The sequence below is a fragment of the Micromonospora sp. NPDC047740 genome (assembly GCF_043204735.1).
Classification (GTDB): Bacteria; Actinomycetota; Actinomycetes; order Mycobacteriales; family Micromonosporaceae; genus Micromonospora.
Genome location: NZ_JBIDCT010000001.1, coordinates 127,968 through 141,196 on the forward strand (window position 1 = coordinate 127,968; position 13,229 = coordinate 141,196).

General features: G+C 75.5%; 15 protein-coding genes. 1 reads left to right on the forward strand and 14 read right to left on the reverse strand.

All coding sequences use genetic code 11. The features are described from left to right. Positions 1-37: 37 nt before the first annotated feature. The 8 genes from ACGF4F_RS00595 to ACGF4F_RS00630 all read right to left on the reverse strand — a co-directional run bounded on the left by ACGF4F_RS00595 (position 38) and on the right by ACGF4F_RS00630 (position 7,726). Positions 38-961, reverse strand: coding sequence for a hypothetical protein (locus tag ACGF4F_RS00595; RefSeq protein WP_393073527.1), 924 nt, complete (start codon positions 959-961; stop codon positions 38-40). Beyond that, the gene (locus ACGF4F_RS00600; protein ID WP_357435924.1) at positions 958-1,503 is read right to left on the reverse strand and encodes a phage tail protein; all 546 of its coding nucleotides are present in this window, start codon (positions 1,501-1,503) and stop codon (positions 958-960) included. The genes ACGF4F_RS00595 and ACGF4F_RS00600 overlap by 4 nt, the downstream gene beginning before the upstream one ends. After that, positions 1,484-4,180, reverse strand: coding sequence for a putative baseplate assembly protein (locus ACGF4F_RS00605; protein WP_357435923.1), 2,697 nt, complete (start codon positions 4,178-4,180; stop codon positions 1,484-1,486). Before ACGF4F_RS00605 ends, ACGF4F_RS00600 begins: the two co-directional genes overlap by 20 nt. Further along, on the reverse strand, positions 4,177-4,608 hold the full coding sequence (locus ACGF4F_RS00610) for a GPW/gp25 family protein (protein WP_393073530.1): 432 nt from the start codon (positions 4,606-4,608) through the stop codon (positions 4,177-4,179). Before ACGF4F_RS00610 ends, ACGF4F_RS00605 begins: the two co-directional genes overlap by 4 nt. Beyond that, on the reverse strand, positions 4,605-4,943 hold the full coding sequence (locus ACGF4F_RS00615; protein WP_393073533.1) for a hypothetical protein: 339 nt from the start codon (positions 4,941-4,943) through the stop codon (positions 4,605-4,607). Before ACGF4F_RS00615 ends, ACGF4F_RS00610 begins: the two co-directional genes overlap by 4 nt. Further along, the gene (locus tag ACGF4F_RS00620; protein WP_393073536.1) at positions 4,943-6,514 is read right to left on the reverse strand and encodes a phage baseplate assembly protein V; all 1,572 of its coding nucleotides are present in this window, start codon (positions 6,512-6,514) and stop codon (positions 4,943-4,945) included. The genes ACGF4F_RS00615 and ACGF4F_RS00620 overlap by 1 nt, the downstream gene beginning before the upstream one ends. Positions 6,515-6,629: 115 nt before the next feature. Continuing rightward, the gene (locus tag ACGF4F_RS00625; RefSeq protein WP_393073539.1) at positions 6,630-7,388 is read right to left on the reverse strand and encodes a hypothetical protein; all 759 of its coding nucleotides are present in this window, start codon (positions 7,386-7,388) and stop codon (positions 6,630-6,632) included. Further along, complete coding sequence (locus ACGF4F_RS00630) at positions 7,388-7,726, reverse strand: hypothetical protein (RefSeq protein WP_393073542.1); 339 nt, start codon at positions 7,724-7,726, stop codon at positions 7,388-7,390. Before ACGF4F_RS00630 ends, ACGF4F_RS00625 begins: the two co-directional genes overlap by 1 nt. Positions 7,727-8,623: 897 nt before the next feature. On the opposite strand from ACGF4F_RS00630, the gene ACGF4F_RS00635 reads away from it, so the two are divergent. Further along, positions 8,624-8,758, forward strand: a complete 135-nt coding sequence (locus ACGF4F_RS00635) for a hypothetical protein (protein WP_393073545.1) — start codon at positions 8,624-8,626, stop codon at positions 8,756-8,758. A 115-nt stretch (positions 8,759-8,873) separates the two neighbouring features. Here the strand turns inward: ACGF4F_RS00635 and ACGF4F_RS00640 are convergent, their stop codons facing one another. From ACGF4F_RS00640 to ACGF4F_RS00665, 6 genes are all read right to left on the reverse strand, one after another. Next, positions 8,874-9,356, reverse strand: coding sequence for a phage tail protein (locus ACGF4F_RS00640; protein ID WP_393073548.1), 483 nt, complete (start codon positions 9,354-9,356; stop codon positions 8,874-8,876). A gap of 1 nt (position 9,357) precedes the next feature. Further along, entirely contained in the window at positions 9,358-10,563 is a 1,206-nt protein-coding gene (locus ACGF4F_RS00645) for a phage tail sheath family protein (protein WP_393073550.1), read from the reverse strand. Positions 10,564-10,584: 21 nt separating this feature from the next. Then, a complete protein-coding gene (locus ACGF4F_RS00650) occupies positions 10,585-11,265 on the reverse strand; it encodes a carboxypeptidase regulatory-like domain-containing protein (protein WP_393073553.1) in 681 nt (226 codons plus the stop codon). Then, complete coding sequence (locus ACGF4F_RS00655; RefSeq protein WP_393073556.1) at positions 11,262-11,894, reverse strand: glycine zipper family protein; 633 nt, start codon at positions 11,892-11,894, stop codon at positions 11,262-11,264. The genes ACGF4F_RS00650 and ACGF4F_RS00655 overlap by 4 nt, the downstream gene beginning before the upstream one ends. Next, the gene (locus ACGF4F_RS00660; protein ID WP_393073559.1) at positions 11,885-12,226 is read right to left on the reverse strand and encodes a hypothetical protein; all 342 of its coding nucleotides are present in this window, start codon (positions 12,224-12,226) and stop codon (positions 11,885-11,887) included. Before ACGF4F_RS00660 ends, ACGF4F_RS00655 begins: the two co-directional genes overlap by 10 nt. Positions 12,227-12,329: 103 nt before the next feature. Then, positions 12,330-13,109 (reverse strand): LppM family (lipo)protein, encoded by a 780-nt coding sequence (locus tag ACGF4F_RS00665; protein WP_393073562.1) that lies wholly within the window; start codon positions 13,107-13,109, stop codon positions 12,330-12,332. Positions 13,110-13,229: the final 120 nt, after the last annotated feature.

Genomic DNA, 13,229 nt, shown 5'->3' on the forward strand with positions numbered 1-13,229 from the left:
CATGGCGCCACCGCGCGGTGCCAGATGATTCGCTCGCTCACGGCTGGATGAGCTGGGTGAACCGGAGCTGGTCGACGCCGGCGAAGTACCGGTCGGTGCCCTGCGTCTTGCTCACCGCCACCAGGGTGACCTGGTGGGCGCCCTTGCTCAGGGTGAGGGTGCCGACGTCGATCCAGTCGGTCTTCACCACGGTCGGGCTGAAGCCGAAGAAGGTGTCGCCGACCTGCCGGCCGTCCACCAGGAAGATGGTGTTGGCGTAGTCGAACGACGTGGTGCGCACGGTGGAGAAGCGCCAGGTCCCGTCGACCGGCAAATCCACCGTGACCGTCACCCGGTCGCCGACCGTCCGCCCCTGGAAGAACAGCTGGGCGTCGCCCGACCAGGTGACGAGGCAGCAGTTCTGCTGCTCGACCACGGTCGCCGCCGCCGGGCCGGCCGACTGGACCACCGCGCCCGGCACCAGGCTCTCCGCCTCCAGGGTCACCTCCTGTGCCCGGGGCGGCGGAGGCGGCGGGTCACCGCCGCGGGTCACCAGCCAGCCGACCACCCCGGCCACCACCAGCACCAGCGCCGCCGCGGCCGCGAGCCACGGCCACAGCGGGCGCTTCGGCGGCACGGCGGCCCGCACGTCGTAGGTCACCCGACCGCTGGCGCGGGAACTCTCCTCGGGTGCGGTGTTCGCCGAGTACGCGAAGCCGGTCATGTCGTAGCGCCGGGGCGGGGTGCCGGGCGGCACGGTGAGCCGGACCAGGAAGGAGACCGAGCCCTGCCCGGGCACCACCCGCTGCGGCTCGGCGACGGTGAACCAGGCGCGCTGGCTGCCCTCGCCGGGCGCCACGTCGAAGACCACGGTGTCCGGTGCCGTGCCCGGGTTCGAGACGGTGAAGGTGAGCTCGCCGCTGTTGCGGGCGTCCAGGGTGAACTGCTCGGCGGCGGCGACGACCGCCCATTCGGTGGTCATGACGGCTCCTCTGGGGACGGCACGGACGGCGGGGACGGGACGGCGGTGACGATCTCGGCGGTGACCGCGGCCGGTTTCTCCGCCTCGACGATGCGGGTGATCACGGCGAGCTGGTCGGCGGCGGCCGGCGGCACCCGGACCACCACGTGGAACGGCCGGTCCGCCGGCTCCTCGAGCAGGAAGCCGCTCACCCCGGTGGCCAGTTCCAGGGCGGTGCGCATCCCGTACGGGGTGCCCCGCCAGCGGGCCAGCAGCGCGCCGTGCGCGACCAGGTCCCGCAGCCGGCCCACCGGCAGCGGCAGTGGCGCGTCGGCCCGGGGCGCGGCGACCACGTGGTCCATCGCCACCCACCGGGTCAGGTACGCGACGAAGCCGTCCCCGGCCCGGTACGGCGCGAAGAGCGCGTCGACGTCGGCGAGCACCGCCTCGTCCGGGGCGTGCAACGCCTCCATCACGTCCAGCAGCGCGCCCAGCACGCTGCCCGGCCCGGCGGCCCGCTGGTACGCGGCGGGCAGCAGCCGCTCAATCGCCGCTCGGCGCATCCTGCCGCACCACCTCGATGTCGTGCTCGCCGGAGCAGAGCAGCCAGGTTCCGGGCACGGTGACCACGTCGGCGGTGGCCTGGTTGGCGCTGGCCGTCCAGTCGGCCGCGTCACCGCTGCGGTACACCCCGCGCTCCCCGCCGGCGAGGATCAGCCGGGCGGCGCCATCAGCGCCGGCGGACGGCACAGTGGCGGCGATCGCGTCGACCGGGACGAACCGGGTCCGGTCCCGCAGCGGCAGCCCGCAGTTGACCATGACCGGCTGCCACTGCGGCTGGGCGGCGAGGGTGTCCAGCCGGACCACCCCGCCGCTCTGCGTGGCGGCGACCGCCAGGGTGCCGCTGAACGCCAGGTCCCGGCAGGTGCCGCCGATCCAGCCGGCCTGCACGGCCTGCCACTTGACGTCCGACTCGAACAGCCGGGTGCGATGGCAGCCCTGGCCGGGCTTCCTCGGGTCCGGCTCGCCGGCCCCGCACCACAGCAGGGTCGCCGGGCCGTCGTACTGCACCGCGAGGACCCGGTTGTCCACGTTGGCCAGGCCCACGTGGGCGAAGCTGCCGGGGCGGCCGGCCGCGGTGGACAGGTAGACGCCGAAGCCGGCCTGGGCGGCCGCCGCCACCCCCGGGACGCCCCGTTCGGAGACGAACGCGCGGACCGCGTAGAAGCCGCGGTCGGCGTCGGCGGGGTCGACCAGGATCTGCAGCGGCACCGCCCCGGGCAGCAGGGAGACCTCGTACAGGCCGGTGTCGGTGGCGAGCAGCAGCGCACCCGCGCCGTCCCGGTCGATCCAGGCCAGGTCCTGCACCCGGGAGTCCAGGTCGGTCAGCAGGGTCCAGGTCTCGCCGAGGTCGGTGCTCAGGCGGACCCGGGAACCGCCGGAGTCGCGGGCGGTGACCACGGCGACCGAGCCGGCCCGGGGCACGATGCCGGGGCGTACCGGGGCGGGGGCGGGAACCACCCGGACCACGGTCTCGGCGTCGAAGCGACCGGCCGGCTCCCAGCCGGCGCCGGCGTTGGTAGAGCGGAACAGCACCGGGCCGCGGCCCGCGTACCAGGTGCCGGGCTGGTACTGGTCGACGGCGACGGTCCGCACCTGCGCGTCGGGCGCCTCGTCGACCACGAACCGGACCGACTCGACGTACCGCACGCCCGGCTCGGCGTGCTCCAACATCCGGTACACGTTGGACGCCCGCAGCGGCTCACCGAACACCCAGCCGGTCGGGTTGAGCGGGGTGGGCAGCGGGCTGAGCGTCTGGTGCAGCCGGTCGTGGATGCGGCGGCGCACCGCGTCGACGTCCTCCTCCCGGCGGACCACCACCCGGGCCCGGATCGACACCGCCTTGTAGCGGGCCCAGCCGGCCCGGACCGCGGTCCCCAGGGCCCGCCGCCGGTCCAGGTCGGCCTCCACCCGGCGGCGGGCCTCCTCCACCTCGTGCTCGCGCAGCACGTCCACCGGCAGCCGGCCGCCGGGGCGGGCCTGCTCCGGCACGTACGGCACCAGCACCACCTCGACCTCGCCGGGGCGGGCGAAGCTGTAGACGGCCGCCCGGGTGAACGCGCGGGCCCGGGCCACCGCCCCGGAGCCGGCGGCGAGGATCTCGTAGTCGCGGGCGGTGACCGCGCGCTGCTGGGCGAAGAACTCGTACGGCCCGCGGGTCAGCGCCGACTCCAGCGACTCCAGGTCCCGGCCCCCGCCGGCCGGCTCGGGGTTGTCCACCCGCAGCCCCGGCAGCGGGTCGCGCAGGCTGGTCAGCGTCCCCGCGGCGACGTTCCCGGCCGGCCCGCCGCCGCACCGGTACCAGAGCCGGATCTGCCGCCCCGCCGGCGGCACCGCCGCCACGGCCACCAGGCCGCGCGGGGCCCGTCCCGCCGCGCCGGGGTCGCCGCCGGCCGGGCCGCCGCCGGGCGCCGGGCCGGGCGCCCCCTCGACGCCCGGCCCGGTCTCCGGCCCGGCCGGCGGGCGCAGGTCCAACGCGGGGGCGAAGGTGACCACCCCAGAGGCGCGGTCGACCAGGTAGACCTTCGCCTGCGGGCCGGCGCCGGCGAAGCTGTCCACCGGCCGCCAGATCTCGTACGTGCGTCCCTCGTGCTCCCGGGCGGCCGCGCCCAGCTCCACCGAGCCGGTCGGCACCTCCACCCCGAGCAGCAGGTCGAGCGCCTCGGCGGTCCGGGTCAGCGGTGCCCGGGCCGCCCGGAACACCTGCCCGGCCTGGCCGGTGCCGACGCCGAGCAGTTCCGCCTCGACCGGCTCGCAGTGGTGCATGCGTACGGTCACCTCGGTCTCCCCCTCAGGGAGCAGGGCCGGCTCGGTGGTGACGAAGACGACCGGCCGGGGGTCGGCGCCGCGGGCGGCGGCGACCCGGGTGCCGGCCGGGACGCGGACCGCGCCCCGGTCCGGGCCGGTCCGGCTGAACCGGACGTCCGCCCAGGCGGCGGTGGGCGGGTGCCGGGTCACGCCGAGCAGGTTGAGGAACGCGACGTACGCCTTCTCCGGCAACTGGTTCAGCCGGTAGATCATCACCTCGGTGAGGTACGCGAACGCCTCCAGCAGCGCCATGCCCGGGTCGTGCGCGGAGAGGTCCGTCCAGTCCGGGCAGGACCGGCGGATCCGTTCCCGCGCCTCGGTGACCAGGTCGAGGAAGGCGCGGTCGTCGAGGTGCGGCACGGGCAGCGTCATGACGTTCCCTCCTGGTCGTCGTCGGCGGGCAGCAGGTCGACGGAGAAGACGAGTTGGCCGGGGGAGAGGCTGGCCCGGACCCGGTAGTCCAGCCGGATCACCAGCCGCCACGGGGCGTCCGGGTCGGGGCCGGCGTCCACGTCGATCACCTCGACCCGCGGCTCCCAGCGCCGGATCGCCTGCCGCACGTAGTGGATGGCCAGGCCGGCGGTGGTGTCGTCGTTGGGCGCGAAGACCAGCCGGTGCAGCCGGGAGCCGTACCCGGGGCGCATCAGCCGCTCGCCCGGCGTGGTCGACAGCAGCAGGTACAGCGCCTGACGTACCGTTTCGTCGCCCTCGGTCATGGCGAGCCCGCCGGCGGCGGTCAGCGCGAGGCCGCCGGTGCGACCCGCGTCGAAGCCGGCGCCGACGAAGCGGAAGGCCCTCATGCGTCCGCCTCCAGGAAGCTCTGCCGCGGGTCGCGGACGGTGTGATGGACCAGCCCGGGCGGCGTGCCGTCGGTCAGGCCGTCCAGGTGGGACAGCACGATCCGATGGCCGTCGACGCGCAGCCAGGTGCTGTAGCCGACGGTCACCTGGAGGGTCTTGGCGCAGGGCTTGATCGTGGGGCCGTGGTTCGGGCAGGCGGTGATGTCCCGCCCCTCCGGGTCGGTCGCCACCAGCACCGGGACGCCCTCGACGGTGAGCCACTGCTGGGAGGCGCGGTTGGCGACCCGGCCGTCGTGGTCGCAGGTGATCAGCGAGTCGCGGTGGATCCAGCGCATCAGCCACCTCCGTGGGCGCGGGCGAGGGTGCGGGCCTGCGTGGCGGCGGTGTCCGCGTCCTCGGCCGCCTCGGCGTGCAGGAAGTCGACGGTCCGGGCGCGGACCACCATGGCCCGGCCCGGCGCGGAGAGCACCAGATCGCCGGCCGCGTGCACGGTGGTCAGCTCGGGTCGCAGCTCCACGAAGCTGCCGGCGTCGGTGGCCAGGCGCAGGGTGCGCCCGTCGTCGTCGATGACGATCGACTGACCGGTGCCGGTCCGCATCGACCAGCGCCGAGACCGCCCGGCCACGATCCCCGCGTCGTACGGCTCGAGCGCCCCGAAGAGCGAACCGAGCACGACACCCGCGGTCGGTTCGCCGCCGGGCAGCGCCACCAGCACGGTGTCGTCCGGGTCGGGCAGCGCCACGATGCCCTTGCCCCGGCCGGCGCCCGGGCAGACCACGGCGAGCCAGCCGGCGTCCAGATCCCCGTACGCGGGCAGCGTCACCCGGGCCCGGCCGAGCCGGTCGGGGTCGTCCACGTCGGTGACCGTGCCGAGGGTGACCGTGGCCGGGGCGGGTGCGGCGGCCGGCGGCGGCTCCGGCGGGACGGTGGAGAACCGGGTCAGGTGGCCGTTCGCGTCGACCGTGTGCACCACCTCGGTGAGCACGTACACCCCGGCGACGGGCGCGGGCACGCCGGCCAGGGCGATCCGTCGACCGGGGCGCAGTGCCAGGTCGCCCTCGGTCGTCCCCTCCGCGGTGACCAGCGCCGCCACCCGCGCGTCCAGCCCGGCCTGGGCCAGCGCGGCCAGCTCGTCGTCGCTGCGCCCCGGCTGGTCCACGGCGGTCCGTACCCCGTCCGCGCCCACCTCACCCGGCTCGGGACGCAGCGGGATGCGCCGTCCGGAGCGGGCCGCGTCGACCTGCTGGCGCAGCGGCTCGGCGCGCTGCGGGTGCCAGCCGAGGGCGGCGCACTCCGCGCCGGCCCGGTCCAGGTTCTCCGCGACGCGGAGCGCGTGGACGGTGTCGCCGAGGGTCAGCGGGACCGGCTCGCCGTAGCCGTCGAGGGTCAGCAGCCGCAGCCGGTCGCCGTCCACGGCCAGGTGCAGGCCGGCCCGGCCGGCGACCTCGCGGAGCAGCTCCAGGTCGCTGTGCCGGTGCTGGAGCAGCCGGTCCAGCCGTGGCCCGTCGGTCTCCGCGTCGACGGTGAGCCCGAGGTCGGCGCAGAGCGCCCCGGCCAGCTCCGCGGCGGTCACCGCCTCGAAGACCCGTAGCTCCTGCCGTTTGCGCAGCCGGTGCAGCGGGTCGTACGCCCGGATCCACAGCAGGGCGACGCCGTCGGGGGCGTACTCCACCTCGACGGCGGTGACCTCACCGGTGAACAGGGCGTCCGGCTGGCCGTCGAGGCGCAGGTCGAGGGCGGCGCCGGGGCGTACCGGGGGATCGAGGGCGGCGGTGCCCGGCCCGGCGGCGAGGGTGAGCTCGCACTGGGTCGGCTGGTCGAGGCGGGCGGCCACCCGTACGCCCCGCAGCCGCCGGGGGTCGGCCAGCGGGGTGCCGTCGATCGTCACGGTGGCGGCCCGGTTCACGCCGCGCCACCCCTCGCGTCGCCGCGTTCCCTCGGGGCGTGGCGTCCGGCCGGGCCGGCGAGCCGGGGTGCGGAAACGGCGCGGCGTTCGTTCGTGCCGGCGGGCTGCGGTGCGGTCACGGTGTGGTCCCTCCCGTCCCGCCGTCGGCCGGCGTCGCGACCGTCGGGGTGGCCGGCGGCACGGCCAGCGCCGTGCCGGCCGGCACGGTCAGCGGGTCGCTGATCCGGTTGTGCTCGGCGAGCAGCCGCCAGCGCAGCGGCGACCCGAGCGCGTCGTGGGCGAGCAGGTCGAAGCGCACCCCGGACCAGCCCGGCTCGGCCGCGCCGTCCGCCGCGGCGACCACCGCCGACCCGGGCGGCAACGGGGTGCTCGCCGCGGCGAGCTCCTCCTCGAAGCCCGCCTGGGCCGCCTCGGCGGACTCGGCCACCCGGACCAGCTTCAACCGCAGCCAGGAGCGGCGGGGCGTGCCGGTGAGGGCGAACGCGTCGAAGCGTTCCGCGATCGCCACGATGACTCCGGGCACGTTCCAGGTCTTGCCCCACACCAGCCGCACCAGCGGGGGCCGCAGCCAGCCGTGCTCGGTGGCCGAGTTCTCCGCCAGCATCCACAGCGGACGGGTGAGCGTGCGGACGTCCGCGGGGCGTGCCTGGGACTCGACGAGGTCGGTGTCGAAGAGCAGGTCCAGCACCAGTTCGGTGCGCCCGCCGCCGGTGAACAGCAGCGGGTCGTCGGCCCGGCCGGCCCCGGTGAGCCGGCCGTCGGCGGTGCCCCGCGGGCGTACCCCGGCCAGCCGGGTGACCTGCACGGTCTCCGGGTTGAGCAGGCAGTCCACCCGGGTGCCGGATTCGTCCACGAGGAAGGCCACACGTTCCATCAGGAACCTGCCTGTTCCCGGTCCAGCCGGCGCAGCCGGGCGGTGTCGACCGTGGTGGCCGCCGGCAGCCACAGCTCCCGGTCGTCGGGCAGCGCCGGCCACGGGTCCCGGCGGCCCCGGCCATCGGGTACGGCGCCGGGGGCGCTGGCGGGGGGTGTGCCCCGGGTCTCGTCGGGCAGCGTCGGCCACGGCCCGGCGGCGGCGTGCGGCGGCCGTTGCCGGGCGGCGGACGCCGAGGCCTGCTCGCTCCACTCGGGAGCGGCCGCCGCCGGTCCGCTCGCCGCGCCGGAGCCGTCGATCCCCGCTGCCGTCCGGCCCGCGCCGCGGTTCGGGTGCATCTGTTGTCCCCCTAGCGACGACAGACGCACCCGAAGGCCCGCGACCCGAACGGGATCGGCGCGGTCCACGCCGAGCGGTCCACCGTCGCACGGTGGCGGTACGGCATCAGGCGCATTCCCGTCGGTCCCCCGGTCTGCCCCGGGCGCGGGCCCGTCGCGGTACCCGACAACGGGCCGGCCGTCACCGTGGCCGGGCCACCCGGTGATCGTCGGGGGCCCGGCGCTCAGGCTGGGCCCGGTCGGGGTGGTGAGCTCGCCGGCCCCGGTCGGGGCGGTGCGCTCGCCGGGCCCGGTCCGGGTGGTGCGCTCGCCGGGGCGGGGCCGGGTGGTGCGCTCGCCGGGGCGGGGCCGGATCTGCCGGGCACGGTCCGGGTGGGTGCCGCGTACCGTGGCGGATTGCTCGTCCGGTCCGGCGCCACGGCTGGTCCCGGCGGTGGCGCCTGACCCCCGCTCGCCAGTCGTCCACTCGGTGTGGTCCGGGGAGCCGGTGGGCGCCGGGTCGGACCGGTTATCCGAGGCCGTCCCGGCGGTGTCGCCGCGGTGGCCGAACGGGGACCACCCCTGCTGCCCGGCGGTCTCGGCGCGGAGCTGCGAGCCACCGGCAGGAGCTAGCCGTTCCCCGTCATCGTGCTGGCCGGACGCCGTGCCCAGGCCCGGCCGGTCCGGCCCGGCCGTCGAGTCCACGTCGGGGCGCCTCCACCGGCGCCGGACGTCGCGCCCGGACCGCACCGGCCGCCGCCACCCGCCCCCAGTCCCGACCATCGGTCGGTCCCCCCGGCGCTCCGACCCACCGTCCCACCCGCCCTCTCCCGGCGCCCCGCCCGCACCCGCCCCGCCCTCCAGCCCGTCGATCAAGAGGTTTGCGTCGTCCGACGCTGCGGATCCGACCGAAACTCCTTGATCAACAGCGGCCAGGTCAACAGCGGCCAGGCCAACAGCGGCCAGGCCAACAGCGGCCAGGTCAACAGCGGGGAGGTCGGCAGGGGGGAGGTCGTGGAGGAGGCCGGGGGCGTGGGCGGTGACGAGGCGTAGCCAGTGCTCGGGGGGCTCGCCGGGGCGGCGGGACGCGGTGCGGGCCGCCGCCTCGGCGAGGCGGGGCGGGGCGGAGAGGCGGTCGGCCGCTGCGCGCAGCGCCCGGGCCAGCCAGTCACGGGGTCGTCGGGGCGGCCGCACTGCCGGACTCCAGTTCCAGTCCCTCGTACGCCAGGGTCAGCGCCTCGATGGCGATCTCCTGGGCGAGGGTGTTCAGGTGGGCGCCCCGCCACCGGGTGGGCCACGCGTTGATCATGTTCCAGCGCAGCACCTCGGCGGTGCCGGCCGGGTCGAGCAGCACCACCGAGACGTTGCGCCGGCTCACCGTCCCCTTCGCCGCCGCGTTCACCCAGTCCCACAGCTCCCGCGACGAGGTGAGCCCGAAGCGGAGGGTGACCGGGGCGTACTCGACCTGCCCGGGGACGGCCCGGATCCGCTCGTTGCCGGCCTCCCGGTACGCCAGCGACGGGATGGTCACCTCGAAGCCGCTGACCTCGGTGAAGTGCCCGTTGGTGATCCCGTTGATCAGCAGCTTGAAGTGGTACGCCCGGTAGGGGTCGACGGGGGCGCCCGGCTGCGGGGTGGCCGTGGTCGGCATGTCAGCCTCCGATCGTCTCGGTCTCGGTGCCGCCGGCCCACTGGCTCAGCTTGAACACCACGAACTCCGCGGGCTTGACCACCGCGATGCCGATGTGCGCGACGACCATGCCGGCGTCGCGGACGTCGGCCGGGTTGGTCTCCTCGTCGCACTTGACGAAGAACGCCTCCTCCGGCGTACGCCCGAGCAGTGCGCCGTCGCGCCAGACCCGGGTGAGGAACGCGCCGATGTCCCGGCGGATCGAGCGCCAGAGCGTGTAGTCGTTCGGCTCGAAGACCATCCACCGGGTGCCGTTGGCGATGGCCTGCTCGATGGCGATGGAGAGCCGCCGGACGTTGAGGTAGCGCCACTCGCTGGCCTCGGCGGCGAGCGTACGGGCGCCCCACAGCCGGATGCCCTCGCCGGCGAAGTAGCGGATCACGTTGACGCCCTTGGGGTTGAGCACGTCGTGCTCGGGGCGGGTGACCAGGCAGGCCAGGTCGACGGCGCCGCGTACCGGCTCGTTGGCCGGGGCCTTGTGCACGCCGCGCAGCGCGTCGGTGCGGGCCCAGATGCCGGCCACGTGCCCGCTGGGCGGGGTGAGCACGAGCTCGCCGCTGAGCGGGTCGCGTACCCGGATCCACGGGAAGTAGAAGGTGGCGAAGTCCGACTGCCGGGGCCGGTACGCGCCCGGACCGTCGTCGTCGGTGGGTTTCGGCGGGCCGTCGGTGGGCTTGCCGGGCGTGGCGACCCGGGTCAGCGCGGACACGTCGTCCACGTCCGGTGGCGGATCGCAGATCGCCACCATGGTGCGCAGCCGCTCCGCCATGCTGATCAGCGCCTCGTGGGACACCGGGTCGTGGTAGCCGGGGGCGGCGAGGATGGAGATCTCGTCGACGGCCTCCAGCAGTTGCAGGCCGCTGCGCCGCCCGCCGGTGCCGGTGAGCTGGCCGCCCTCGCCGACGTTGACCACCCAGCAGCGGGTGCCGCCGTTGTCGAGGAAGCCGAACACCGCCCGGGCGAGGTCCGTGCTCGCCAGGTCCTCGCCGTCGGCGTACAGCCGGAGGAACTCCGACCAGCTGTTCACCGCGAGCGCCTGGTCGACGTGGGCCGTGCGGTTCGGCGCGACCCCGACGAAGGCGGCGGTGCTGGTGCCGACCGGGCCGATCGGGCGGGCACCGCTGGGGACCTCCTCGACGTAGATGCCGGGGGAGAAGTAGGTGGGCATCGGTCCTCCTTGCCAGACGGCTCAGTCGGGGGCGCAGACGATGACGAGTTCGGGGTCGCCGGGGTCGAGGTCGGCGGTGAGGGTGCGGCCCCGGCCGATCAGGCGGATCCGGACCGGCCGGCCGGGGGCGTCGGGGTCGTGCGGGACACCGACCAGCCGGAACCGGCCGGCGTGGTCGGTCTGCGTGGCGTACGGGGTGCCGACCACCTCGACCCGCATGGCGGCGAGCGGCTGCCGCTCCGGCCCGACCACCCGGCCGTCGAGGGTGAGCATGTCCAGCTGGCGCAGCCGCAGCGGGTGCCGCACGGGCGGTGCGGGCGGCTGCGGCCGGACGATCTGCGCGGGCACGTCGACCAGCAGCGCCGGCCGGGGCGCCACGCCGAAGGCCCGCCACAGGGCGGGGTCGCCGGCGGTCAGCACCACCTCCGGCGTGCCGGCCGTCGCGGCGGCGGCGAGCACCCGGTCCAGCGCGGGGAGCGCGGCCGGCCCGGCGCCGCTGACCAGCAGCCGGACCACGAACCGGTACGGCTCGCGGGCCCCGCCGCTGCCCACGGTCTGCCGCGCCGGCCGCAGCTCCAGCGGCCAGACGGTCAGCCCGTCCGCCGGGTCGTCGCGGGGCGGGCCGACCGGGACGGGGTCGCCCGCCGCCCCGGTCAGCCAGGCCGCGAGGTCCGCGACGGCCGCCTCGATCGCGCCGGTCATCGCGGCGGGGTCCCCTGGATCCGGTACGCGATGGCCTCGTTCCACACGTGCGGGTAGACGCCGATCTCGAAGTACCGGGTGAACCGGTTGATCGGTGCGTTGGTGTGGTCGTGCCAGAGCAGCCACACCGGGGCGATGGTGAACAGCGCGTAGTTGAGCACCACCAGGGGCAGGTAGAGCGGGCCGAGCAGCCGGGCCTGCAGGATGTGCACGTCCTCGTGCCGCTGGATGCCCGGGCTGGACCCGGCGCAGACGGTGCCGATGGTGGTCGCGTAGCGGGGCGAGACCCCCTCGACCACGTTGACCCGGCCGCTGGCGGCGGAGACCACCCGGTCGAGCTGGTGCCCGAAGACCAGGTGCAGGGCCAGGTAGACCGCCCCGACCACGGTGTTGAGCAGGCTCCAGGTGTGGTCGACCACGAAGAGGAAGATCCCCTTCGGGTCCGCCCCGTACGTGCCGGCGGCGGCGACCGCCCAGCCGAAGGGCGCGCCGACGAGCAGCCCGACCACCGCGCCGATCACCAGGCCGAGGGTGCCGCCGGCCCACTGGCCGAGCAGGGCGCCGAGGACGATGTGGACGGCGGCGCTGACGATGCCGAAGACCATCGAGGCCACCTCCTTCAGACCCACGAGCGGATGTAGCGGGGCTCGCGTCCCTGCGCGAGCTGGGTCGGCGACGCGCTGGTCGCCTGCCGGTTGCCGGGCGGCAGCTGGTTGACGCCGAGCGCGGCGGAGAAGATGACCAGCCCGTTGAAGAACGCGACGATCCACTTCTCCGGGCCGGCGTCGGCGAACGCCGCGGCGACGTACGACAGCGCGAGGGCGATGCCCAGCGCGATCCACTTGCGTGCCTTGTCGCCGTTCGGGCCGATCAGACCGCCGATGACGTTGGCGGCCAGCAGGGTGGCGGCGCTGGCACCGGTCAGGGTGCCCAGGGCGGCAAAGGTGAAGAGATCGTTCACGGCGATCTCCCTTCGGATGGTGCGGTGGTGCGGGTCGGGGTGGGTGGTGCGGCGGCCAGGTCCGTCCGGGCCGGGGCCGCCCGGGTGGCGGTGTCGCGCCGGATCAGACCGGCCCCGGATGGTCGGTCGGGGGCGCCGGCGCGGGGGTGGTGCCGGAGGGGGCGGCGGCCGGGCCGCGGGTGCGGCGGAGCAGGAGTACGACGACCCCGGCGACCAGCAGCAGGACGACCACCCCGCCGACGAGCAGGAGCCAGGGGAAGCCGCCGCCGGAGGCCGGCTCGGCGGCGCCGGTGGCCGACGGCCTCGCGGGCGCCTCCGCCTCGGCGACCAGCTCCGCCGGTTTGGCCTGGTTGGCGTCCACCTTCCAGGTCACCGACCGGCCGGTGACCGTGCCGTTGGAGGTGAGCACCCGGCCCGGGAAGGTCACCGATATCTCGAACGACATCAACCGCACGAACAGCTGCCGATTCCGCGGATCCCGTTCGGGGATCTTCCCGGCGTATTTCTCCGGGTCCAGCGGAAACGAGAAGCGGTAGCGGTCGCCGGCGCGGACCAGTTTCACGCTGTCGCTGGTGAATTGCGACAGCGGCTTTTTCCGGTACACGACCTGCACGCCGTAGAACCGGGCGTCCTCGTAGCGGCTCTCGTCGCCGGCGGGCAGCGTGGGCAGCTGCCGGCGCATGTCGGTGAAGGCCGCCTCGACATCCGGGTTCCGGTCCCTGAGCAGGGATTTGTCGGCGGTCACCAGGAGTTGGCCGGTGACCGTGTCGTCCGCGTTCACGGTCAGCCCGAGGTTGAGCTGCATGCAGCCGCTCAACGCCGCCACGAGGGCGAGACACACCGCGAGGCGGAATGCCCGGCCGCGGTGGAGTCTCCTATTCATGGAAACCAGTCTGTGTGATCGCTATCACATCCAGCAGTCAGCGATCAGTCACAAGCCTGTCGCCGATCTTACCGGTCGCTGCTCCCATTCGGCCGACCCGCAAAAGTCGGGCGATCGATA